Annotated in this window: 24 protein-coding genes; 14 read left to right on the plus strand and 10 right to left on the minus strand. The window is 43.5% G+C overall.

Annotated elements, in window-relative coordinates:
* Positions 1-7: 7 nt before the first annotated feature.
* Positions 8-229 (plus strand): DUF2795 domain-containing protein, encoded by a 222-nt coding sequence (locus FDP09_RS00155; protein WP_015263907.1) that lies wholly within the window; start codon positions 8-10, stop codon positions 227-229.
* A 28-nt stretch (positions 230-257) separates the two neighbouring features.
* Here the strand turns inward: FDP09_RS00155 and FDP09_RS00160 are convergent, their stop codons facing one another.
* The 5 genes from FDP09_RS00160 to queA all read right to left on the minus strand — a co-directional run bounded on the left by FDP09_RS00160 (position 258) and on the right by queA (position 4882).
* The gene (locus FDP09_RS00160; RefSeq protein WP_137400738.1) at positions 258-995 is read right to left on the minus strand and encodes a LytR/AlgR family response regulator transcription factor; all 738 of its coding nucleotides are present in this window, start codon (positions 993-995) and stop codon (positions 258-260) included.
* Positions 996-997: 2 nt separating this feature from the next.
* Complete coding sequence (locus FDP09_RS00165; protein WP_137400739.1) at positions 998-2035, minus strand: sensor histidine kinase; 1038 nt, start codon at positions 2033-2035, stop codon at positions 998-1000.
* 9 nt (positions 2036-2044) lie between these two features.
* A complete protein-coding gene (locus FDP09_RS00170; protein ID WP_137400740.1) occupies positions 2045-2839 on the minus strand; it encodes a LiaF transmembrane domain-containing protein in 795 nt (264 codons plus the stop codon).
* Between the two features lie 186 nt (positions 2840-3025).
* Positions 3026-3709 carry a 2-C-methyl-D-erythritol 4-phosphate cytidylyltransferase gene (locus FDP09_RS00175; protein ID WP_137400741.1) on the minus strand — a complete coding sequence of 228 codons (684 nt, stop codon included), beginning with the start codon at positions 3707-3709 and terminating at the stop codon, positions 3026-3028.
* Positions 3710-3832: 123 nt separating this feature from the next.
* A complete protein-coding gene (gene queA, locus FDP09_RS00180; RefSeq protein ID WP_137400742.1) occupies positions 3833-4882 on the minus strand; it encodes a tRNA preQ1(34) S-adenosylmethionine ribosyltransferase-isomerase QueA in 1050 nt (349 codons plus the stop codon).
* Positions 4883-5010: 128 nt separating this feature from the next.
* Between queA and FDP09_RS00185 the strand changes: the two genes are divergently transcribed.
* Entirely contained in the window at positions 5011-6258 is a 1248-nt protein-coding gene (locus FDP09_RS00185) for an ABC transporter permease (RefSeq protein WP_137400743.1), read from the plus strand.
* A gap of 518 nt (positions 6259-6776) precedes the next feature.
* Here FDP09_RS00185 and recA read toward each other — a convergent pair.
* Positions 6777-7805, minus strand: coding sequence for a recombinase RecA (recA, locus tag FDP09_RS00190; RefSeq protein WP_137400744.1), 1029 nt, complete (start codon positions 7803-7805; stop codon positions 6777-6779).
* Between the two features lie 185 nt (positions 7806-7990).
* On the opposite strand from recA, the gene FDP09_RS00195 reads away from it, so the two are divergent.
* The 8 genes from FDP09_RS00195 (at position 7991) to tsf (ending at position 14346) form a co-directional block, all read left to right on the plus strand.
* On the plus strand, positions 7991-8779 hold the full coding sequence (locus FDP09_RS00195) for a DUF3108 domain-containing protein (protein ID WP_137400745.1): 789 nt from the start codon (positions 7991-7993) through the stop codon (positions 8777-8779).
* Between the two features lie 150 nt (positions 8780-8929).
* A complete protein-coding gene (locus tag FDP09_RS00200) occupies positions 8930-9619 on the plus strand; it encodes a response regulator transcription factor (protein WP_137400746.1) in 690 nt (229 codons plus the stop codon).
* A gap of 2 nt (positions 9620-9621) precedes the next feature.
* Positions 9622-10680 (plus strand): sensor histidine kinase, encoded by a 1059-nt coding sequence (locus FDP09_RS00205; protein WP_137400747.1) that lies wholly within the window; start codon positions 9622-9624, stop codon positions 10678-10680.
* Positions 10681-10810: 130 nt separating this feature from the next.
* A complete protein-coding gene (locus tag FDP09_RS00210; protein ID WP_137400748.1) occupies positions 10811-11518 on the plus strand; it encodes an RluA family pseudouridine synthase in 708 nt (235 codons plus the stop codon).
* A gap of 200 nt (positions 11519-11718) precedes the next feature.
* Complete coding sequence (gene rplM, locus FDP09_RS00215; RefSeq protein ID WP_137400749.1) at positions 11719-12162, plus strand: 50S ribosomal protein L13; 444 nt, start codon at positions 11719-11721, stop codon at positions 12160-12162.
* A 12-nt stretch (positions 12163-12174) separates the two neighbouring features.
* Positions 12175-12561: a 30S ribosomal protein S9 gene (gene rpsI, locus FDP09_RS00220; protein WP_137400750.1), complete on the plus strand. Its 387-nt coding sequence runs from the start codon at positions 12175-12177 to the stop codon at positions 12559-12561.
* Positions 12562-12603: 42 nt separating this feature from the next.
* Positions 12604-13365: a 30S ribosomal protein S2 gene (gene rpsB / locus FDP09_RS00225; protein WP_137400751.1), complete on the plus strand. Its 762-nt coding sequence runs from the start codon at positions 12604-12606 to the stop codon at positions 13363-13365.
* 150 nt (positions 13366-13515) lie between these two features.
* Entirely contained in the window at positions 13516-14346 is an 831-nt protein-coding gene (tsf, locus tag FDP09_RS00230; protein WP_137400752.1) for a translation elongation factor Ts, read from the plus strand.
* A gap of 79 nt (positions 14347-14425) precedes the next feature.
* On the opposite strand, the gene FDP09_RS00235 is transcribed toward tsf, so the two are convergent.
* Positions 14426-15727, minus strand: coding sequence for an aminopeptidase P N-terminal domain-containing protein (locus FDP09_RS00235; protein WP_137400753.1), 1302 nt, complete (start codon positions 15725-15727; stop codon positions 14426-14428).
* An 86-nt stretch (positions 15728-15813) separates the two neighbouring features.
* Positions 15814-16668, minus strand: coding sequence for a glycosyltransferase (locus tag FDP09_RS00240; RefSeq protein WP_229683470.1), 855 nt, complete (start codon positions 16666-16668; stop codon positions 15814-15816).
* Between the two features lie 117 nt (positions 16669-16785).
* Here FDP09_RS00240 and FDP09_RS00245 point away from each other — a divergent pair, with 117 nt between their 5' ends.
* The 4 genes from FDP09_RS00245 (at position 16786) to FDP09_RS00260 (ending at position 21362) form a co-directional block, all read left to right on the plus strand.
* A complete protein-coding gene (locus tag FDP09_RS00245; protein WP_137400754.1) occupies positions 16786-18015 on the plus strand; it encodes a M16 family metallopeptidase in 1230 nt (409 codons plus the stop codon).
* 3 nt (positions 18016-18018) lie between these two features.
* Entirely contained in the window at positions 18019-18663 is a 645-nt protein-coding gene (locus FDP09_RS00250) for an O-methyltransferase (protein ID WP_137400755.1), read from the plus strand.
* Between the two features lie 84 nt (positions 18664-18747).
* On the plus strand, positions 18748-20316 hold the full coding sequence (locus FDP09_RS00255) for a lytic transglycosylase domain-containing protein (RefSeq protein ID WP_137400756.1): 1569 nt from the start codon (positions 18748-18750) through the stop codon (positions 20314-20316).
* 53 nt (positions 20317-20369) lie between these two features.
* The gene (locus tag FDP09_RS00260; protein WP_137400757.1) at positions 20370-21362 is read left to right on the plus strand and encodes a DUF3078 domain-containing protein; all 993 of its coding nucleotides are present in this window, start codon (positions 20370-20372) and stop codon (positions 21360-21362) included.
* On the opposite strand, the gene FDP09_RS00265 is transcribed toward FDP09_RS00260, so the two are convergent.
* Both FDP09_RS00265 and FDP09_RS00270 read right to left on the minus strand, forming a co-directional pair.
* On the minus strand, positions 21359-21850 hold the full coding sequence (locus tag FDP09_RS00265) for a DNA polymerase III subunit gamma/tau (protein WP_137400758.1): 492 nt from the start codon (positions 21848-21850) through the stop codon (positions 21359-21361). The two genes, FDP09_RS00260 and FDP09_RS00265, sit on opposite strands and share 4 nt — an antisense overlap.
* An 83-nt stretch (positions 21851-21933) precedes the next feature.
* The gene (locus FDP09_RS00270) at positions 21934-23079 is read right to left on the minus strand and encodes a DNA polymerase III subunit gamma/tau (protein ID WP_137400759.1); all 1146 of its coding nucleotides are present in this window, start codon (positions 23077-23079) and stop codon (positions 21934-21936) included.
* Between the last annotated feature and the right edge of the window lie 58 nt (positions 23080-23137).

Here is a 23137-nt window from a genome sequence, read left to right on the forward strand (position 1 = left end):
AGACACTATGTATTGGACGTTAGAATTAGCATCTTACTTGGAAGATGCACCATGGCCAGCTACTAAAGATGAATTGATCGATTATGCTATTCGGACAGGTACTCCTCTAGAAGTAGTGGAAAACCTACAGGAACTTGAAGATGATGGTGAACCGTATGAAAACATCGAAGAAATCTGGCCGGATTATCCAACAAAAGATGACTTCTTCTTCAATGAAGATGAATATTAAAAAAAGCCCTTAACAGGGCTTTTCCTTTTTATACCCCTAGGACGCTCTTCAGCTTACCCATACCACTACGGCTCACAGGGATCGCCCCGCCCTTCCTAAGACGAAGTACGTTTCCTTCTTTCTCGTAAGGCTCCACACTGGTAATCTCTGAGATCTTGACGATATAAGATCGATGCACCCGGACAAAATCCTGCGGATCGAGCACTGACTCAAAAAACTTCAAAGTCCTGTTCTTCATATATTTTTTTCCTTTGCTATGGACATTGACGAAATCATCATTGGCCTCTAGGTATTCCACGTCTTTTACCTGGACCACTTTGATCTCCCCTTTTTCCTTAAGCACTATTCTGCTTGCAAAGTCTTCTTTGGCCACCACCTCCTTAGACGCCAATAATTTCTGTACCATATCTCCATTTTCCCGCAGTGAAAATTTCTTGATCGATTCATCAAAGCGGGATTGGGAAAAAGGTTTCAGCAAATAATCTATAGCATGACTATCGAACGCCTTTACTGCATATTCATCAAATGCGGTAGTAAAAATCACCGCAGGGGGACACTCTATAAGTTCCAGCATCTCAAAACCATTTATCCTGGGCATTTGCACATCCAAGAATATGAGATCGGGCTCATACCGCTGGATGGCCTTTAGCCCCTCAAAACCGTCGTGACAAACCGCCACCACTTCAAAATCGGAAAAAGCCTCCAAGTACTCCTCTACAAGCTGTCCCGCCAATGGCTCATCATCAATGATTATGGTCCTGATCATAGTTACTTTGTTATGGGTATGTTTAAATTTACGGTAAACAATGATGGTGTTTTTTCCACGCGAAGCAAATCATGACGGCCAAACAAAAGGTACATCCTTCTTTTTACAGACTCAAGCCCAAAACCCTTGCCATTGGAATTGACCGCCTCTGGATCATATGGATTGCTGATCATGACATTCAAATAGCTGCCGAGCTTGGTGATGACCAGCTTAACAAGCACTTTATCCGTCCTCCCATAAACCCCATGCTTGACGGCATTTTCTAACAGCGGCTGGATCAGCAATGAGGGCAATGGAGAGGCTTCCGCTTCTTCACTTACCACAAAATCCACCTCCAGACGATGACCAAACCTTACCATTTCTATCTCAACGAAAAGCCTTAGCGACTTCATTTCTTCCCTTACACTTACCCATTCCAGTTGATCTTTACGAATCGTCCCCCTCAAAAACGCTGACAACTGCAAAACCATTTCCCGGGCTTTATCAGGCTGGCGCTTCACTAGGGCACTGATGGAATTCAGGCTGTTAAACAGGAAATGGGGCTGTAGTTGCTGGCGGAGATGGTAAAGCTCCGCTTCCTTTGACAGCTTATCGATCATCTCAGCCCGCTTTCTGGCTTCAAGCTGATCCTCCAGCAAACCTCCAATGACCAACAGACCGGTATATGCCCCAAAAAGCAATAACACAAATGCTCCCCGCACCAAGCGTACATCCTGGAGGAACATCAAATACTCCGTTTTTGACTTCATCAGCTGCTCTAGCGCCATCTCCCCAAAAAACACCACCATTCCTCCAAGCATCAGTGGTACGGCTATCCACAACCATGAATTGGCTTTTTTAGGCTGATAAAACCTGAATATGTTCTCCAGCAGCATTACCCCTGAAAACGACAACAGGACCACCACAAAACTATCGAGAATGCTCACACTAAAATCGATACCATAGACCATCAGCAGGAAGGCGTTTAGAGCACCCAACAAAGCCAATATAACGATCAACTTTAGCCAACCATACGACGTTTTCAACAGCCTACTGACCATACCTTTACCCTAATAGGATTTGATCTCCAGCCCACCAAACAACACCGTCCCTGTGATCGTCAGGACCTTATTCGATTCACCCGTAGCCTGGGGATACATCCGCTTATCCTCTACCCCGGCAAAGATATTGGTCACCCCCATCTTCAAGTCCCAGTGGGGTGGCATCAAAAGCTTTACTCCTCCAAAGGCTACCTCTACGCTTAAGACGGCATTTTCGGACAAGTCAGCTTGTGTAAGGTCTATTTCTGTACCGCCAAAGATCGCAGAGACTTTGCCGCCCTTAAAATTCTTGGAAAGAATCCTCTTTTGAATACCACAAAAAAGTGCTTGGGAATTGACCATGTCAGATTGCTCGGAAGTAAATGCTTGTGAACTGCCGAAGGATCCCTCATCGGATGTAAAAGAAGATCCTTTCCCCGTATTTCCTCCAGGGTAGATTTTCTGCCCCCCCTGCCAATTACCAAAGTCATTGAAAACCTTCCTGTTTTTGGTCGCCAATAAAAACAAGCCCAGTAAAATCAGCCCCCCGGGCACAAGATACCTCTCGATATCAAAAGGAATGTCAAGTTCGTTCTTAAGGAGAAAAAAGCCCCCAAAAAGAATCATAAAAAAGCCAAAGCCACTCTGAAAGTTGTGCTTGGACAAGGTAATAAGTCCGACCGCCACAAAGATCATAGGCCAACTGAATATCCATCCCGGAACCATTACGCCCAATTGCCGCACCAACAGGAACATCCCTACTGCAAGCACGATCAATCCAGTGGTTACCCTTCCTCCGTCTCCACGTCCAAATGTTTTTTTCATAGTTATAGTAAATTAGTTCAAAATTCAACGTTGTACTAAAATTACTTTAACTTATAAAAACATCAGCCACCTTTTAGGCAGTAAGTACCAAAAACTCGGTAAACGGGTGGATTTTTAAGGTAAACAAATCAGCACCCCCCTTTCCAGTATCCATAAAGTTACGATATCCCTACCTTACTTAACCGGTCATTCTCCCCCATTCCTTTGGAGTAAAAACTGGGCGTACTCCATATCCTCTGGAGTAGTGATCTTAATATTCTCGGGATTTCCGGCGATGAGGTGCACTTGCCACCCCTGATGCTCATATACGGTCGCATCATCTGTAAAATGATGCAATTCTGTCACATCAAAGGCTTGTTTGATCATTTTCAAGTCAAACGTCTGCGGGGTCTGTACCAACCGGAAATATTGCCTTTCCTGATAAAAGGACTTATTCTCATCAGTGAGCTTACGGATGGAATCCTTAAGAGGAACAACGGCTATAGCACTTCCATGCTCTTGGGCTTTCTCGAAACTCAAACTCACCACCTCTGGTGAGACAAAAGGACGAACGCCGTCGTGAATAGCCACCAAGCCTTCCTCCCATTCCAGACTGTCCAGTCCATTTTTTACGGACTGAAAGCGGGACTTCCCCCCAGCCACTACTTCATGGGAAACCTTAAACTCAAATTTTTGGCATAGCTCTTCCCAAAATGAAAAATCCACTGCTGGTATTACCAGTATAATTTTCATGGACGGATCCAATTGATAAAAAACTTCCAAGGTATGCATCAAAACAGGCTTGCCACCTATCTCCAAATACTGTTTCGGGATGGGTGACCCCATACGTGTCCCTCTTCCTCCTGCTACGATAATCGCTGCTTTATTCATAAAACTCGTTTAGCTTTCGCCCGCAAAAGTAGTTTATTCTTAAAAAAACGGCATTTACAAAGTGTTATCCTTTGATGAAGAATACATCAACTAAAAAGGCGCCTTATCAGCGCCTTTTTATTTTTACAATATCAACATGGCATCTCCATAGGAAAAGAACCTGTATTTTTCCTTTACCGCTTCTTTATATGCCTTCATGATCAGATCATAGCCGCCAAATGCTGCCGTAGTCATCAGCAATGTTGATTCCGGCAAATGGAAATTAGTGATCAACGCATTGGCAATCTTGAATTCATAAGGGGGAATGATAAACTTATCCGTCCAACCGCTTGAAGGCTTGAGCCTATTGCTGGCGGTCACGGAAGACTCCACAGTCTTCAAAGAGGTAGTCCCTACCGCTACGACCCGTTTTTTAGTGTCAATGGCCTCGTTTACCAGATCTACCGTTTTTTCGGGAATGTCATAGTTTTCAGAATCCATTTTGTGCTTGGTAAGATCCTCCACATCCACTTGGCGGAAGGTCCCCAATCCAATATGCAGGGTAATCGGTGATACCTCCACTCCCTTAATTTCTAACCTTTTCAGCAAGTGGGGCGTAAAATGCAGCCCGGCCGTAGGTGCTGCCACCGCTCCTACGTGCTCTGCATAGATCGTCTGATAGCGTTCCCTATCTTCTTCCTCCACTTTCCTATCAATGAAATCCTTCAAAATAGGCGTCTCTCCCAGTGTATCGATGGTCTTATAAAATTCCTCATCTGTACCATCAAACAAAAACCGTATGGTACGGCCTCTGGAGGTAGTATTGTCAATCACCTCTGCGACCAAATCGCTGTCACCAAAATAAAGTTTATTGCCTACACGGATTTTTCTGGCTGGATCGACCAAAACATCCCAAAGCCTCAACTCCTGGTTTAATTCTCGCAGCAGGAAAACCTCGATTTTCGCTCCTGTCTTCTCTTTGTTTCCGTAAAGGCGAGCAGGAAAGACCTTCGTATTATTGGTCACAAAGACATCCCCCTCATCAAAATATTCAATAATGTCCTTGAAAATCCTGTGCTCTATCTTGCCAGTGTCTCTGTGCACTACCATCAGTCGGGATTCGTCCCTGTTGTCCGATGGGTATAAAGAAATGAGTTTTTTAGGAACTTCGAATTTGAAATCTGATAATTTCATATGTATTTTTAAGAGAAATATGATGAATATTTTGATTTACGAATAGATCGTAAAAACCGCAAAGTTAATAAGAATTATAGCGAAATCTACCTATATTGTCAAATAGTTTTTAAACAAAATTTTATCGGGTGATCATTTTCAAACTTATTTGGGAGAGTTTCCGGTTTGCATTGCAAGCTTTACGGTCCAACTTGACACGGACAGTATTGTCGCTTTTGGGCGTAACAATCGGGATATTTGCCATTATTGCAGTTTTTACTTTAGTAGATTCCTTAGAGAAAAACATTAAATCCAGCTTTTCGTTCCTTGGCACCAATGTTTTAAGGGTAGATCGCTTCCCTTTTTCATCCGGACCTGGCGAATATCCATGGTGGAGGTACTTCCGAAGGCCCCCCGCCAACTATAGCGAGTTTGTCTTCCTAAAAGACCGGTTGCAAAACGCTGAAGCCATCACCATCTCCGCATCAGCCTCAGCCACCCTTAAACGAGGCAGCAGCTCCTTTGAAGGGGCCAATCTGGAAGGCGTGGTGTTTGACCACAAAGAAGTATATGACGTACCAGTGGTCGATGGACGCTTTTTTACCGAGCTGGAAATCACCGCTGCCAGAAATGTCACCGTGCTCGGTGCCAAAATAGCCGATGCCCTCTTTCCAGAAGGTGACGCTGTCGGCAAAGAAATGAAAATCAAAGGCCAAAAATTCGTAGTCATCGGCCTCTTGGAAGAAGAAGGCGAAGGGCTCTTTGACCTCCCCTCCAAGGACGATGCATGCCTGATTCCTTTTGGCTCTTTCGGAAAAATGTACTACTTGGGCAGATGGGGTGTGGAACCGACCATCGCTGCCAAGGGAATGGATAGCGACGATGGATTGATCGCCCTGGAAAATGAGATGACAGGGTTGCTCCGCGGCAAAAGAGGCCTAAAGCCGACGGAAGAAGATAATTTTGCTTTAAACAAATCTGAATTTATCCAAAATGCCATTGGCGCCATCTTCGATGTTATCAGCATCGCGGGAGCAGTAATTGGAGGCTTTTCCATCTTGGTAGGTGGATTTGGGATCGCAAATATTATGTTCGTTTCCGTCCGCGAGCGAACCAATATTATCGGCATTCAAAAGTCCCTAGGAGCCAAAAATTATTTCATCCTGCTACAATTCCTCTTTGAATCCACCTTTTTGAGTCTCTTTGGCGGGTTGGCAGGCCTAGTGCTGGTATTTGCCATCACCTTCGTACCCCTTGGCTCATTGGAAATATTCATGTCCGCCAAAAACATGATCTTAGGCATCGGCCTTTCCATGGTCATAGGCATGCTTTCGGGGGTTGTTCCCGCAGGAATTGCCGCAAGAATGGATCCTGTAGAAGCGATCAGAACAAATTGATAAAGGCCTGAAAATAGAAGTACGGAAACGGCAGTATCAAACCGATGCCCTATCCTGACAAACTTGGCGTTTTTTCCGCACTTCTTGACCAAGACATCCCATACACCAAGCCCAGACTCCACCCTTTGGGGAGCCTGGGCATCCAATCCTGTTGAGATCAAAAACGCTACTAAGAAAAGTGCATTTATTTAAATTAGAACTTCATCTATTCCTCTTCACAGTCGTAACGCTACTCCAAGTATAGTCCTAAGATACCCCGACCCAGTCATCAAGTCCAGATCACTGTACAAACTTATCTCAGGGAATTGGTAACTCGCTCTGACCATCACCCCGAAATCCGGAGCGCTTCCTCCGTATTCCATACTATTTTCATCACTTTATCACATACTGTTTTCATTCAACCAGCTGTGTAACGCCAGGGATCATTCCCACTTGACTTCCTACTTTAAAAAGGAAAAAGGACACCTTAACAATTTAAGGTGTCCTTTTTTACAGTAAATCAATAATTACGTTAATGGCTATTCCTTCACGGGCTCTTCCTCCACTTCACCACCGAGGCCCGCTTTTGCTTTGATCTTGACCTCAAGCTCCTCCATCAGCTCTGGATTGTCCAGTAGGAGATTTTTGACGGCATCTCGCCCTTGGCCCAGCTTGTTACCATCATAGGAGAACCAAGATCCTGCCTTCTTCACGATATCAAACTCCACTCCAAGATCGATGATCTCGCCCACTTTGGAAATCCCTTGACCATACATGATGTCAAATTCCACTACTTTAAATGGAGGTGCCACTTTGTTTTTGACCACCTTTACTTTGGTACGATTACCGAGGACATTGTCTGCACTCTCTTTGATCTGGCCGATCCTTCTGATGTCCAGCCTAACAGAAGCATAGAATTTCAGTGCATTACCACCGGTAGTGGTTTCGGGGCTACCGAACATCACACCGATTTTGTCCCTTAGCTGGTTGATGAAGATGCAGGCGCAACCAGTCTTATTAATAGCGCCCGTCAGTTTTCGAAGTGCCTGGGACATCAACCTCGCTTGAAGTCCCATTTTGCTATCCCCCATCTCTCCTTCCAGCTCGCCCTTTGGCACCAAAGCTGCCACAGAGTCGATCACGATAATGTCCAAGGCTCCTGAACGGATCAGGTGTTCGGCAATTTCCAACGCCTGTTCTCCATTGTCAGGCTGGGAAATAAGCAGGTTTTCAGTATCGATCCCCAGTTTTTCTGCATAAGATTTATCAAAGGCATGCTCAGCATCAATGATTGCTGCCATTCCGCCTTTTTTTTGCGCCTCTGCGATGCAATGCATGGCCAGTGTAGTCTTACCGGAAGATTCCGGACCATAGACCTCTATGACCCTTCCCCTGGGGATACCACCTACACCCAATGCCATATCCAACCCGAGTGAACCTGTAGAAATGGTTGGAACATCGACTACCGAATTATCACTCAACTTCATGACCGTACCTTTTCCGTAGGTCTTTTCCAACTTATCCATTGTAAGCTGAAGCGCTTTTAATTTTTCTGTATTTTCACTCATATACTCAAAGAATCGAAGGTGTATTAAAATATTATGTGAAAGTAAACATTCGCTATCTGAATATCAACTTTCATCACAACCATTGTTTTGTTATGCCGTTTTATTAAATTAGGATTTTGTATTATACGGTGACAGTAGATTTGGTATAACTTTTGAATTTAGACTTAAAAAGTAACATTTCATTTATGCCCTTGATCATAAGATTATTTTTAATTCCCTTCTTTATTGTTGCCATTTACACCAACACGCACGGCCAACAATTCACCAAACCCTACAAAGAAGGCGAAAAGCTTACTTTTAAGGTAAAGTATCTTTTTTTCAATGCAGCGGAGGCCAAAATGATAATAGATGACAACATCCATACTATAAATGGCCGTCCTGCATATAAGATCGATGTTTACGGCAAAACGCTAAGTATTTTTAGCATATTTAAAGTAAAGGATAATTGGGGCACCATGATGGACACGGCCCAAAACATCCCCTATCGCTCATATAGGCATATTGAGGAAGGGGGATACCGCAAGCATGAAGTCATCGACTTTGACCATCAGGAAGGCACTGCAACGGTAAAAGAGTACGACAAGGAAAACAGAAGGATAAAATCAACCAAAGAGTTTGACATTCAGTCCGGAATCCAGGATATCGTCAGCGGATTTTATTATATGCGCCATCTTGATTACAGACTGTACAAAAAAGGTGACGTCATTGATATCAAAGGATTCTTTGACGAAAAAACCTATGACATGAAGATGGTCTATGAAGGCAGGGATCGGGTATCCACCAAAATCGGGGAATTTGATACTATTGTCATCTCGCCAGTGATGCCCAGCAACAAACTGTTCAGCGGTGAAAACCCCATAAAAATGTGGATCACCAATGACAAAAACAGGATCCCGATCAAAGTAGAAGCGGAACTGGTCGTCGGATCTCTTAACATGGAAATAACACAAGCCAGTGGTTTACGTAACAAGTAGATAATACTCACTTAATATTAAATTAACAACATCAAGTTTCAGCAAAACATTCTATTGGACAACAAGCCTTTTTCCCTAAATAAAGTTATTTCTTTTGATAGTTTTTCTAAATTAGCAGTGCTTTAAAGAACATTAAACAGGCAAAGTCAAATGAGTGACAAACCAAAAATCAAAGTTCTGGTAGTAGATGACGAACCAGATATTATTGAAATTTTAACTTATAACCTTGAAAAGGAAGGTTACGAAGTGGCCTCGGCAAGTGACGGGGTAAAAGCTGTACAAACTGCTGGTAAATTCAAGCCTGACGTCATCCTTCTGGACATCATGATGCCGAACCAAGACGGAGTCGAAACCTGCCGGCAAATAAGGGACATGGAGGAACTCAAAAACACCTTTATCATATTCCTCACTGCCCGCTCTGAAGAATATTCTGAAGTCGCTGCTTTTGATGTAGGGGCCGATGATTATATCACCAAGCCCATCAAACCAAGGGCATTGGTCAGTAGAATAGCGGCACTCTTCAGGAGGGAATCAAAAAAAGAACAGGAAGTTTCCCAAATCAAGATAAAAGACCTCACCATAGACAGGAGCAGTTTTACGATCGATCAAGACGGCAAGACCATTACCCTTCCCAAGAAGGAATTTGAGCTGCTTTATTTTCTGGCCAAAAATCCCAACATGGTTTTTAGCAGGGACGAATTGCTCCAGAACATCTGGGGAGCGGATGTTTTTGTATTGGCAAGGACAGTGGATGTCCACATCCGTAAAGTAAGGGAAAAAATAGGAGACCACTATATCACCACGGTAAAGGGTGTTGGTTATAAGTTTGACAACAACTAAATATGCTTACCACATCTAGAGGAATATCGCTTGTACTGGCTTTCGCCATATCAGCCTTTACTGTTGCCTTCCTCTCATTGCTGGACGATGCCACCCCGATGCTATTGACCGTAGCTTGGGGGCTGACCATCGCCATTTCTTACCTTTTGATTAACCTCACCCTTGAATTCCTGATTTTTAAGGAAATCAGCAACATATACAGCGCACTAGAGAAAATCCAAAAAAAGGACCTCTCTGGAATAGCCGACAAGCCCCGAAAAACCTCCATCTCCCCCCTTAGAAAAATCAATAGTACGATAAATTCGTACGCTATTGCCAAAAATAAGGAAATCGAAACACTACAGCGCAATGCTGCTTTCAGGAGGGAGTTTGTGGCGGACATATCCCATGAACTGAAAACCCCGATTTTCGCTGCACAGGGATATGTCCATACGCTGCTGGACGGCGCCGTGGAAGATGTCAATGTGCGGGACAAATTCCTAAAACGTGCTGCCAAAAGCCTCAACAACCTTGACAACCTTGTCCAGGACCTTCTTACCTTAAACCAAATGGAAAGCGGAGTGGTCAAATTCAACCATGAAGTTTTTAATATGATCCCACTGATCGAAGAAGTGTTGGAGCAGCTTGAAAATAAAGCGGAGAAAAGGCACGTCAATATCCGCTTTAAATACAATCCAGAGAAATCCTACTTCACCAAAGCGGACAAAGACAAAATCTACCGCGTCTGCCAAAACCTCATCTCCAATGCCATAAAATACAACCATGAAGGTGGCGAGGCTATAATTCATGTAAAATCCACCAAAAACCATATCAAGATAGATATCAAGGACAATGGGCTTGGCATTCCACCGGAAGACATCAAACGCATTTTCGAACGGTTTTACAGGGTGGACAAGAGCCGTTCTCGGGAAATGGGCGGTACAGGCCTAGGGCTGGCTATTGTAAAACACATCCTCGAAGGCCACAAGAGCAAAATCTCGGTAACCTCCACCTTGGGCAAGGGATCCAATTTTAGTTTTACCTTACCATCGGAAAAGAAAGCCTCTGCCACAGAAGAGTAATCCTTTTTGCAAAACGGTGACAGGAACCTTTCCCGTTTGGTAACCAAACATTATTTTGGCTAACATTTTTTCCGTTCAGTAATTTTAGCTAATTTTGCACCTTAAATTTGAAAGGTGTTAGCCCGGCTGTATGAAGAAGTTAGATTTCGAAGATCTTATTCTGTTTCAAAATGATGACTATATCGTCATCAATAAGCCTCCATACTTATCGACCTTAGACGATAGGCATGAAAGACAAAACATCCTTCACTTGGCCAAAGATTACATTTCAGATGCCCAAATGTGTCACCGATTGGACAAGGAAACTTCAGGATGTTTGGTTATTGCAAAGAATCCGGATGCATACCGTAATATTGCGATCCAATTTGAACACAGAAAAGTCGAAAAAATCTATCATGCCGTGGCAGAGGGAATCCATGAATATGACCACAAGCTCGTGGACAGAAACTTGGTCGCGACCAATAAAGGCATAGCCAAGATAAGTATCAAAGGAAAACCCGCCACGACCTACTTCAGCACGCTAAAAACCTATGCCATGCATTCACTGATCGAATGCAGGCCGGTTTCGGGAAGACTACACCAGATCAGGGTTCACCTGGCTTATCTGGGAGCACCTATCTGTGGCGATGAAATGTACGGCGGTAAGCCGCTATACCTTTCAGGACTTAAGAAAAAATTTAACCTGAAGAAGGGAACAGAAGAACGACCGATCATGCAACGCGTTTCACTGCATGCTTATTCCATCTCCTTTGAAGGGACGGACGGACAGCCCATAGAGGTAAACGCCCCGTACCCCAAGGATTTTGCGGTCTTGGTAAAACAGCTGGAAAAGAAATAGCCGACAGGCCATTCCACTCCTGACTGACCATAACCGACAAAGGATTTTCACGATAAAATGGACAGAAAAAATCGCTATCCATGTGAAAATTAGGCAGTAAAGGCAAAGATATTTTGCATATAATCGGAATTCCTTCTATCTTTGTGTCCCTTTTTGAGGGCGAAATGTATTTAACAAGCTAATAATTAAACATTTACACAGTGGATACTTTAAGCTATAAAACCGTATCAGCAAACAGTGCTACCGTACAAAAAGACTGGGTGATAGTGGATGCCTCAGCCATGGTACTTGGTAGATTTGCAAGTGAGGTAGCGAAAATCTTAAGAGGAAAAAACAAGCCTAGCTTCACTCCTCACGTTGACTGCGGAGACAATGTCATTGTCATCAACGCAGACAAAATCAGATTGACCGGAAAGAAGTGGGACGATAAGGTTTACGTTCGTCACACGGGCTACCCAGGTGGTCAGAGAATCTCTACCCCAAGGATCCTTAAAAGCAAGTCTTCTGCAATCCTTGTAGAGAAAGCCGTAAGAGGAATGCTTCCCAAAAACAGATTGGGAAGAAAGTTGTACACCAACCTTTATGTATATGAAGGCACAGAACATCCTCACGAAGCTCAACAACCAAAAGCAGTTAAACTTTAATCTGATCATTCCATGGAAGTTATCAATACAATCGGTAGAAGAAAGACATCTGTAGCGAGGATCTATATGAAGCCTGGCAAAGGTGAAATCATTGTTAATAACAGAAGCATTGAAGCATATTTCCCTTTTGACCTTCACCAGATCGTCGTAAGACAGCCGCTTACACTTGTAAACGAAGCTGAAGGATTCGACATCAAAATCACCGTAGACGGTGGTGGTATCAAAGGACAGGCGGAAGCTGCCAGAATGGCGATCGCCAGAGCCCTATGCGAAATCAATGAGGAGCACAGAAGCCCATTGAAGAAAGAAGGATTCCTTACCAGAGACCCAAGAATGGTTGAACGTAAGAAACCAGGACGCAGAAAAGCAAGAAGAAGATTCCAGTTCTCCAAGCGTTAATCTGGAAATTACTAAAGTACTTTATAAAACATACATATTTAAATGGCTAAAATCGAATATAAAGACTTACTGGATGCTGGTGTTCACTTTGGACACTTAACAAGAAAGTGGGATCCTAGAATGGCACCGTATATCTTCATGGAGAAGAACGGTATCCATATCATTGATCTGAACAAAACGCTCGTGTGCCTTGATGAAGCATCCAACGCACTCAAGCAAATCGTACGCTCCGGCAAAAAAGTGATGTTCGTGGCGACCAAAAAACAAGCTAAGGACCTGGTAGCTGAAGAAGCAGCAAGACTTAAAATGCCTTTCGTGACCGAAAGATGGTTAGGTGGTATGATGACCAACTTTGCCACTATCCGTAAGTCACTTAAAAAGATGTCTTCCATTGACAAGTTGATGAAAGAAGAGTCTTATACCAACTTGGCGAAAAAGGAACGCTTGATGATCACCAGACAGCGAGAAAAACTTGAAAACGTACTTGGCGGTATTGCCGACCTTACACGTCTTCCTGCAGCGCTATTTGTAGTGGACATCAAAAGAGAACACATTGCGATTGCCGAAGCCAAAAAGCTTGGTATCCCTGTTTTCGCTTTGGTAGATACTAACTCCAATCCTGGAGAAGCGGATTTTCCAATCCCTGCCAATGACGATGCATTCAAATCCATTTCATTGTTGGTAAAAGCGGTCGGTTCTGCTATCGAAGAAGGACTTTCTGAAAGGAAGAAAGACAAAGAAGAAGCAAAACTTTCTGAAGAGGAAGAAGCCAAGAAAGCTGCTGACGCCGAAACCAAAGAATAATCCACTATGATTTAATGATAACAGAAAATTGAACATACGGTAAACTACCTATGTTCAATTTTTTTGTTATTGCCTACTCGTTTAAACCTTACCCGAGAGGAAAAACGATCATTTTATATAAGTCATCATCACTATTAAAAATATCAAACAATGGCTATTACTGCACAAGATGTAAACAAACTAAGACAAATGACTGGTGCCGGTATGATGGACTGTAAAAAAGCCCTTACCGAAGCTGAAGGAGATTTTGATAAAGCGGTTGATATCTTAAGAAAAAAAGGACAAAAGGTATCCGCTTCCAGAGCAGACCGTGAAACTAAAGAAGGTGTAGTAGTTACTAGTGTAAGTGCCGACAAATCAGAAGGGGTGCTATTGACACTTACTTGTGAAACGGACTTCGTGGCCAAAAATGAAGAGTTCGTAGCTTTTGCGAACGCAATTCTAGAATTGGCTGTGGAAAAAGGAGCTTCAACTAAAGAAGAGATCCTTGCCCTTCCTTTCGAAAATATCACTGTAGGTGAAAAAATCATCGAAATGACCGGTAAGATCGGTGAGAAAATCGAAATTAGCGACTACGTGGTCGTCAAAGGTGAAGCCGTAGTACCTTATATCCACTCCAATGGCAAACTAGGTGTACTGGTAGCACTGAAAAACGTGGGTGGTGCTGAGGTAGAGGAAGCAGGCAAAGACGTAGCCATGCAAATCGCCGCCATGAATCCGGTAGCCGTGGATAAAGACGGTGTAGATTCTGCAGTAGTAGAAAGAGAAATTGCTGTAGGTAAAGAGCAAGCTCAAGCGGAAGGCAAGCCTGAAGCAATGATCGAAAAGATCGCCATGGGCAAACTGAACAAGTTCTATAAAGAAAACACCTTGCTGAGCCAGTCTTTCGTAAAAGACAGCAGCAAATCCGTTACCCAGTACCTGGACGGCGTAAACAAAGGCCTAACAGTCGTGGACTTCAAAAGAGTAGCTATCGGGTAACTCATGCTCGAAACAGTATAAAACAAGAACCGCAGGCTTAAAAGCTTGCGGTTTTTTTTTAGACAATCAGAACTTATATTCAAAGGTCTTTCTCACCATTCATCAGCCCCTCTATCGCTTCCACTTCGATCGGGATCTCGGCCATCAAGTCCGTATTTCCTTCCTCACCGATTTCATAATTATTTTCCAACCTTATGCCTATCGACTCCTCACGGATATAGATTCCGGGCTCTATGGTAAAGACCATCCCTGTCTTTACGGGCGCATAGACCGATCCCACATCATGCACATCCAAGCCAAGAGGATGCGATGTACCATGCATAAAGTATTTCCGGTAGAGCGGGTTGGAGGGATCCTGCTTGCGTACATCGTGCTTGTCCAGCAGGTCCAGTCCGATCAACTCAGACTCCATTAACCTGCCCACTTCCTTTTGATACTCTTGGAGCAGCACTCCCGGCCTGAGAATTTTTTCTGCCTCCCTCATAACGCGGAGCACCGCATCATATACTGCACGTTGCCTTGGTGTGAACCGGCCATTTACAGGAATCGTGCGGGTCATGTCGGCGTTATAATTCCCATATTCTGCTCCTACGTCCATCAGAATCAAGTCACCCGATTGGCATACCTGATCATTCTCTAGGTAATGCAGTACACAGGAATTGGGGCCAGAACCGACAATGGGCTCATAGCCAAATCCCTTACTGCCACGACATACAAATTCATGCAGGTATTCTGCTTCAATCTCATATTCCTTTACTCCTGGCCTCACGAACTCCAGCACCCTTCTAAACCCCTTCTCTGTAATATCACAAGCCCTCTGCAGTTGGGTGATTTCATCCGGTGCCTTGACCGACCGCAGCTCCCCCATCAATGGTGCCAGTCGCTCATACTGGTGAAGCGGATATGCTCCCTTTAGTCGCTTCATAAACCGAGCATCTCTTGATTCCACTTCATTTGAAGCTCCACGGTGTTCATTTGTATTGAGGTAAATATGGTCCACATGAGTCAAAACACTCCGCAACACCTGGTCAAACTCGGAAGTCCAGCGTACCGTTTTCACACCAGACAGCCCACTTGCTTCTTTCTTGCTCAGCTTATTCCCTTCCCAAACGGCAATTTCCGCATTCGTTTCCCGTACAAACAGGACCTCCCGCATCATCTCATTGGGAAAATCAGGGCAAATCAACAGGATCGTTTCTTCCTGATCGATACCACTGAGGTAAAATAAATCATTATTTTGCCTGAACTTCATCGTACCATCGGCATTGGTAGGCATTAGATCATTGGCATTTAAAATGGCAACGGAGTTTGGCTTCATCTTCCCGGCCAACTTGAAGCGGGTTGCAATATAAAAAGTATTGCTTAGTGGTTGATATCTCATTGCTTTGTGTTTTTATATCGTTTAGCACACCATAATTGGTGCGAAAAAGCCCCTAAAATCATATTGGATATTGGCCTGTCCTCTCTTCAAGGCTTCTTTACCAACCCATCCGTACACACATATTTCTTGGCCGCCATGTTCTCATTCATGATCTGCAGGTTTTCCTCTTGGTCGGTCCAGCTTTCTTTGTGATGCAAATGATATTGGACAGCCAAATTCCTCACCGAGCCCAATTGATACCCCAGCCCTTTAAATCGCCAGAGGAGATCGGCATCTTCCCCGACTGCTGGGCGTGTATAAGCTTCATCGAATCCATTAATGGCATAAATCGCATCCCTGTGAAAGGACATATTACAGCCTTTCAAATGTCTCATCTTCCGTGTGCCCATTACCATTCCCAAAAGCCCTTTAGGGTCAATGAAAAATCCCTCTTCCACAAACTCGCCTCCGCTGTTTTTGATTTTTTTAAAATGCTTCCGCAAATAAGCATTCATTTGATTTGGTCTGACGGATCCCTCCAGCAACAACTTTGTCGTTTCGGGGTCAAGCTTAATCCGTTTTCCGGCAAGGATGGTAGTTGGACTGGAATTTTTGACATGAAACTCCATAAACCTAGGATGGAGCACACAGTCCCCATCAATAAACACCAGCCAATTGGTATTGGCCGCCCTGATAGCTTCATTAAGCGCCTGGTTTTTCTGCCAACCGCTATCCTCCCTGGTCAGATGCTGAACAGGATGCTGAAAGGAATAGTGATGCACAAACCCCTTCATTTCATCCGAATCACCATCCTCAGAGATTATCACTTCAAACCGATTGTCAGTTTGGCCCACCAGTGAATCCAGTACGGCCTTTAGGAAAGTAGTGTTTTTATAAACCGATATAATTAAAGTAGCCTTTAACTCGTCTTTTGCGGGATGCATATTGTTTGTTTGATCCATAACCAGGGACTGTTCCCCATTATTATATCCTTAAAACTAACATATTAAAGACGATGAAAAAAATATCCTGATAAAGTACATTATTTTTGTAATTTCAAGTTTGAAAGTAAACAAAACATGTCATACAACATCAAAGCGTTGCCAAATGGTATCCGCATTGTTCACCAGGAAGTGACACACACCAGATTGGTCCATTGTGGATTTATCTTGGATATCGGCAGCAGGGACGAGGCGAAAGAACAGGCTGGGCTTGCCCATTTTTGGGAGCACATGGCTTTTAAAGGTACCCAAAAGCGAAAGTCCTTTCATATTTTGAATCGATTGGAGTCGGTAGGTGGCGAGCTAAACGCTTACACGACCAAGGAAAAAATTTGCTTCTATTCATCCATATTAAAAGAGCATTTCAACAAAGCAGCCGAGCTGCTGTTTGACATTACATTCCACAGTACCTTTCCTGTAAAGCAAATCGAGAAAGAACGTCAGGTCATCTTGGAGGAAATGGCCATGTATCGGGATTCTCCTGATGATGCCATCCAAGATGAATTTGATGAAGTCGTTTTCCAAAACCATTCCTTAGGAAGAAATATTTTGGGTACGGAAGAGACAGTAGCGAGTTTTTGCCAAAACGATTTCTTTGATTTTATCTCCACCAGAATGGACACCTCAAAAATCGTCTTTTCGGTAGTAGGCAATATCTCTTTCCAAAAAGTACTCCGACAACTGGAACCAAAGCTAAACGAGATACCTACAAAAAAAAGCCTGTACAGAAGAAGTGATTTTGCGCATTATCAGCCAAAACGCGAAGAAGTCCATAAAGAAATCAGCCAAGCCCATTGCGCTATCGGAAAGCCGGCCTATTCACTCTACCATCCCGACCGCTACAAACTTTACCTGCTGAACAATATTCTTGGAGGTCCCAGCATGAATTCCCGTTTAAACCTTGCCTTAAGGGAAAAATATGGATACGTTTATAGTGTAGAATCTGCCTACCAAGTGTATAAAGACACGGGTTTTATTGGTATATTTTATGGTACTGAGGAAAAAACGTTTAAAAAAGCCCAAAAACTGGTATTGCGTGAGCTCAAACGACTGAGAGAAAAAAAACTGGGCACGCTGCAACTCCACATGGCCAAGGAACAGACCATCGGGCAGATGGCCATGGCCGAGGAAAATCACGCCGCGCTCATGCTTGTGTTTGGCAAAAGCCTTCTGGACAAAGGCCGTATCGATTCTCTGGACCACATTTTCAATATCATACGAAGCACCACCTCTGAAGAACTCCTGCAGATAGCCAATGAAATTTTCAGAGAGGATGAGCTTAGTTTTCTCACTTATTTACCCCACTAGAAAATGGAATTTATTAGCGAGGACCTTTTACATTATTGCCAAGAACACACGACTGCTGAAGATAAACTGCTTCAACAGATCTCTCGTGACACCCACGCGAAAGTAATGATGCCACGGATGCTGTCCGGCCACCTTCAAGGCAAGACGTTAGAGCTTTTCACCAAAATGCAGCGTCCCAAAACCATACTTGAGATAGGAACTTACACGGGCTACTCGGCCATTTGCATGGCAAGGGGCCTGGACAATGGGGGGAAAATCATCACCATTGACAAAAATGATGAACTGGAGGAAATGGTAAGGGCCTACTTTAAAGCTTCTGGACTGGATAGCCAAATACAGTACCTACTGGGTGATGCGATGAAACTCATCCCTGCAATTGATAAAATGTTTGACATGGTATTTATTGATGCTGACAAAAGGAATTATTCCAATTATTATAATATGATCATCGATAAGGTAAATCCCGGGGGGTTGATTCTTGCAGACAATGTCCTTTGGTCCGGAAAAGTAATTCAAGATCATGCTGGAAAAGCCGATAAATCCACACAGGCCATTTTGGATTTCAATAAAATGATCCAAAATGACGACCGGGTAGAAAACGTGCTTTTCCCGATCAGGGATGGCATCATGATGGCCAGAAAGCGATAGTTTTCAGTAGCCACTTCGCATATCAAAACGGAGTTTCCGATCGTTTAAATTAAACAGGTAATCAATACTACGCAAACTATTGGCATGTTTCATAGACCAACCAAGACTATTTACAGTGGACTGATCTTTTTCATTTTTGCTGCTCTAAACCTTGCCTATGCACAGGCACCTCGGGTACCTCAAACTATCCGTTTTGCCGACATGACCCTCCAGCTCAACAATCAGGCCCAACGGGACATTCAGCTGGATGTGGATGCCCTTCACCGTAACCCCTCCTACTTTAAAACTAAAATGGAAAGGGTCGATCTCTATATGCCCATAATCGAACGGGTCTTACGAGAGCAAGGTGTACCTGACGACCTGAAATACCTGGTCATTCAGGAAAGCGGCCTGATTGCAGATGCAGTATCTTCCTCAAATGCAGTAGGCTTTTGGCAGTTTAAAAAAGGGACTGCCCACGAAGTATTTTTACAAGTGGACAATCAAATCGATGAACGAAAAAACATTGTCGCATCAACAAAAGGAGCTGCCATATATCTAAAAAAGAACAACAGTCGGTTTGACAATTGGGTTTGTGCAATGGTAGCTTATCAAATGGGCCTTGGAGGTGCCCAAAATTACTTTGGCAGCCAATATAATGGCCAAAAGACCATGAAGATCACCCGTAACACCCATTGGTACTTCAAAAAATATCTCGCCCATAAAATTGCATTTGAAAGCCAATTGGGAAAGTTTGTCAGCAATCAGCACTTAGAAGTGGTCGAGGTACAGGGACCTGTCTCGCTCCCACAGCTCGCAAAAAACCTTAATGTAAGCACATCCCATCTAGAAGCCTATAATAAATGGGTCAGTAGAAAAAAAATCCCAGGCGGCAAAACCTATAGCCTTACTTATCTGCCAACAGGCGCACCTTCCTATAAGCCAGTGCTCACATCATCTGGTGACCCAACGACAACCACCAGTATCCCCAATGTCGCCGGAACCAATCGTGCCGGCTATCCCAAAATCACGGGGAAACAGTCACTACCTTTCGAAAAAAACCAGATCAAAATCAATGGCATAAAGGGGATCATTGCTGCTGTCAACACCACTTCTGAAGATTTTGCAGAACGTATCGGCATACGCGACGGTAAATTCAGAAGGGTAAATGACTTGTCCAAATCAGACCCCGTCGTAAAAGGTCAATATTATTACACGAAAAGAAAAAAGGGGAAAGCCAAAACGCCGTATCATGTAGTCCGAAAAGGAGAAACACTATGGAAAATCTCCCAAGCCTATGGAATCCGGCTACACTCACTAAAGGCAAAAAACAGGCTGTACAAAGACGAAGACCTTAGGGAAGGAATGGTGTTAAAATTGCAAAAATACCGGAGAAGAAATGAGCCCTTTGAATACCAACAAGTAAAACCTTCTTTTACTAAAAAGTCTGCCGACAAACCAATCCCCTCACCTACACCCACAGAAACGGTTGAAAAAGCGCCCATGGAACAAACTCCCCAAAAAACACTTACACACAAAGTCGTAAAAGGGGAGACGCTTTATGCGATTGCAAGAAAATATGGCGTCACGGTTTCGCAAATCCAACAGTGGAATAACATCACCAACCAATCAGTGATCCATGTGGACCAGGAACTAATCATTCGCCGTGATTGAGGCATATCGAGAAAGAAAATTATATTTGTAGTCTATACAATAAAAACCAAAGAATGATCCGGTACCTCTCCTGCTTTCTTTTTTTACTGTTGGTAAGCATACGATGGGCTTCCGCTCAGGACAAAATAACAGACATTGTCCCGGATACCGTCCTAATCAACGGCGACACCTTGGTCATGCTAGGAGACAGTCTGATCATAAAAGAAGAAGTCAGGCCTACTTTCTGGAAAACGGGAGGCAATTATAACCTTAGTGTACAACAGGTAAGTCTATCAAACTGGGCTGCCGGTGGCGCCAGTTCCTTTGCACTAAACACAGGGGTAAACCTATTTGCCAACTATAAGAAAAACAACAAAATATGGGAGACTTCCTTGTCGGTCAATTTTGGTTTTAACCGACAATCTGATCGATCTTACAAAACCCGAAAAACCAATGATAACTTTAAGTTTGTCAGTAAATATGGACGTGAATTAGCCAAAGGATTTTACTTGTCCACCCAGTTGGAGGCCAGGACCCAACTACTGGAAGGATATAAGTATTTCAAAGAAAGTGGATCAGAAATAGAATCCAGAAATTTAATTTCCGATTTCCTCAGCCCCGGCTATGTTCAGTCCTCTACCGGTTTGAACTACCAAAAAGAAAAAGATGGCTTTAAGTTTTCTTCCATTCTTTCCCCATTTACGGGCCGTTTTACGATTGTCCTAAACGACTCATTAAGCCAAGCCGGTGCCTTTGGCATCATTCCAGGTGACAAGGTCAAACCGGAAGCGGGAGCCTCGCTGGGTACTTCCATCGACATGAAAGTAATGGAGAACATCAACTGGAAAGCTGACCTCAATCTTTTCTCCAACTACGGGAAATTCGGTAATATGGTGGTCAACTTCAACTCAACCATCAGCATGAAAGTCAACAAGTACATCAGCACAAGGGTTGAAACCATTCTGATCTACGATGAAAATGTCTTTATAGAAATGGATGATGGAAGTAAAGCCCAAGCCATACAGCTCCAAAACCTCATCAACTTTGGTCTCGGAATTGACTTTTAGAAATCAGTCTCTAGCCCAAACCGCTTTTGCAGCTCTTTAAGTGCTGGTGACTTTTTGGTCAGATAGGCCAATTTATCCGTGGACGTATAGAGCTTGGACTCCTCACTGACTGCATCCTCTTTGATTTCGAAATTGATTTCCACAAAGTCATTTTCCAATTTCTTCCTAAAAATACCGATCAATTCTGGTCGCAACTGCGAAAAACGATGTTCCTGTAGCTCTCCATTCAAGAAAAACTTCACGGAATTTTCATTTACCTCAAACGGCTGCTTAAGCAAGGTGCTCTCGATAAGCCTCTTCTGTTGCTTGTAGCCAGCAATAACATCCTCCAAGACAGCCCCAAGCTTTCCTTTATCGAAAGGCGTTCTTTGGACTTCACTTTGATCGATAGGGTGTTTCTGTTCTTCCTTTTTGGGCGCTTGCCTGCTTTCTTCCGCTTCGTTCTTCACCTGACTTTTCACTTCAGAAAGACTGGCAGGAATTGTCATCGTCTTCTTTACTTCTGCTTTTGGAGCAGAGGCTGTCGCAGAGGGTTTATCTTGCTGTTTAACGGATGAAGACTTCTGCTTAGCTAGTCTTTTTTTTTTGCCTCCTCCCTCGCCACAGCTGCCAGCGATATGGCTTGTGGGAGTTTTGCGAGTTTCATCAAAGCCAGCTCCACATGGAGCCGCTGATTTTTACTTCCTTTATAGTGGATATCGCATTGGTTGCAAATATTCAAGGCCGAAAGTAAAAACGATAGATTGGAACTGGCTGACTGCTCAATATAGCGCTCTTGGGCACTTTCAGAGACTTGCAGGAGTTCGACGGTAGCCGCATCTTTACAAACCATTAAATTCCTAAAGTGCTCACTCAAGCCAACGATAAAATTATGGCCATCAAATCCCTTTTTAAGGATTTCATCAAAAATCAACAATACATTGGAAACACTTTCTGCCAACAGTGCATCCGTAACCTTAAAATAATAATCATAATCGAGTATATGGAGATTATTAATGGTCTCCGAATACGTCAACATATTACCTGCCGAGTAGGTAACGATAAGGTCAAATATGGAAAGTGCATCCCTTAATGCTCCGTCCGCTTTCGCAGCAATCAACCGCAAAGCCTCATCTTCATAAGAGATGTTTTCTTCGGAGGCTATATATTTCAGATGTTCGGCAATGTCCTTGATCTGTATTCGGTTAAAATCAAATATCTGACAACGGGAAAGGATTGTCGGAATGATTTTATGCTTTTCGGTAGTGGCCAGGATAAAAATGGCGTACTTGGGTGGCTCCTCCAAGGTTTTCAAAAAAGCATTGAAAGCCTGTGTAGAGAGCATGTGCACCTCATCAATGATATAGATTTTATAACTTCCCTTTTGAGGCGCATACCTCACTTGATCCACCAAATTCCTGATATCGTCCACCGAGTTATTGGAGGCGGCATCCAGTTCATGGACATTAAAGGAACTATTGGTATTAAATGCTTTACAAGACTCACATTCATTACACGCTTCGAAGTCCCCGGATAGGTTTTCGCAGTTGATGGTTTTTGCAAGAATTCTCGCACAGGTGGTCTTCCCTACCCCACGCGGCCCACAAAACAGGAAGGCTTGTGCCAAATGGTTGTTTTTAATGGCATTCTTTAGTGTAGTGGTTATATGTTGTTGTCCGACCACACTTTTGAAATTGGAAGGTCTATATTTTCTTGCTGAGACTACAAAGTTTTCCATCACCGCAAGATATAAAATTCCTAGAATTTAGAAGGGCTAAAATCCCAAAATCCACACC

Source organism: Echinicola rosea (assembly GCF_005281475.1).
GTDB classification, from domain to species: Bacteria; Bacteroidota; Bacteroidia; order Cytophagales; family Cyclobacteriaceae; genus Echinicola; species Echinicola rosea.

Coding starts and splice junctions, on each gene's coding strand:
- FDP09_RS00235 (WP_137400753.1), bottom strand. CDS start 15,727: ATGAGATATCAACCACTAAGCAATACTTTTTATATTGCAACCCGCTTC.
- FDP09_RS00270 (WP_137400759.1), bottom strand. CDS start 23,079: ATGGAAAACTTTGTAGTCTCAGCAAGAAAATATAGACCTTCCAATTTC.
- FDP09_RS00155 (WP_015263907.1), top strand. CDS start 8: ATGTATTGGACGTTAGAATTAGCATCTTACTTGGAAGATGCACCATGG.
- FDP09_RS00260 (WP_137400757.1), top strand. CDS start 20,370: ATGATCCGGTACCTCTCCTGCTTTCTTTTTTTACTGTTGGTAAGCATA.
- FDP09_RS00195 (WP_137400745.1), top strand. CDS start 7,991: ATGCCCTTGATCATAAGATTATTTTTAATTCCCTTCTTTATTGTTGCC.
- tsf (WP_137400752.1), top strand. CDS start 13,516: ATGGCTATTACTGCACAAGATGTAAACAAACTAAGACAAATGACTGGT.
- FDP09_RS00200 (WP_137400746.1), top strand. CDS start 8,930: ATGAGTGACAAACCAAAAATCAAAGTTCTGGTAGTAGATGACGAACCA.
- recA (WP_137400744.1), bottom strand. CDS start 7,805: ATGAGTGAAAATACAGAAAAATTAAAAGCGCTTCAGCTTACAATGGAT.
- FDP09_RS00175 (WP_137400741.1), bottom strand. CDS start 3,709: ATGAATAAAGCAGCGATTATCGTAGCAGGAGGAAGAGGGACACGTATG.
- FDP09_RS00240 (WP_229683470.1), bottom strand. CDS start 16,668: ATGGATCAAACAAACAATATGCATCCCGCAAAAGACGAGTTAAAGGCT.
- FDP09_RS00255 (WP_137400756.1), top strand. CDS start 18,748: ATGTTTCATAGACCAACCAAGACTATTTACAGTGGACTGATCTTTTTC.
- rpsI (WP_137400750.1), top strand. CDS start 12,175: ATGGAAGTTATCAATACAATCGGTAGAAGAAAGACATCTGTAGCGAGG.
- queA (WP_137400742.1), bottom strand. CDS start 4,882: ATGAAATTATCAGATTTCAAATTCGAAGTTCCTAAAAAACTCATTTCT.
- FDP09_RS00205 (WP_137400747.1), top strand. CDS start 9,622: ATGCTTACCACATCTAGAGGAATATCGCTTGTACTGGCTTTCGCCATA.
- FDP09_RS00165 (WP_137400739.1), bottom strand. CDS start 2,035: ATGGTCAGTAGGCTGTTGAAAACGTCGTATGGTTGGCTAAAGTTGATC.
- FDP09_RS00250 (WP_137400755.1), top strand. CDS start 18,019: ATGGAATTTATTAGCGAGGACCTTTTACATTATTGCCAAGAACACACG.
- FDP09_RS00160 (WP_137400738.1), bottom strand. CDS start 995: ATGATCAGGACCATAATCATTGATGATGAGCCATTGGCGGGACAGCTT.
- FDP09_RS00265 (WP_137400758.1), bottom strand. CDS start 21,850: ATGACAATTCCTGCCAGTCTTTCTGAAGTGAAAAGTCAGGTGAAGAAC.
- FDP09_RS00245 (WP_137400754.1), top strand. CDS start 16,786: ATGTCATACAACATCAAAGCGTTGCCAAATGGTATCCGCATTGTTCAC.
- rpsB (WP_137400751.1), top strand. CDS start 12,604: ATGGCTAAAATCGAATATAAAGACTTACTGGATGCTGGTGTTCACTTT.
- FDP09_RS00170 (WP_137400740.1), bottom strand. CDS start 2,839: ATGAAAAAAACATTTGGACGTGGAGACGGAGGAAGGGTAACCACTGGA.
- FDP09_RS00210 (WP_137400748.1), top strand. CDS start 10,811: ATGAAGAAGTTAGATTTCGAAGATCTTATTCTGTTTCAAAATGATGAC.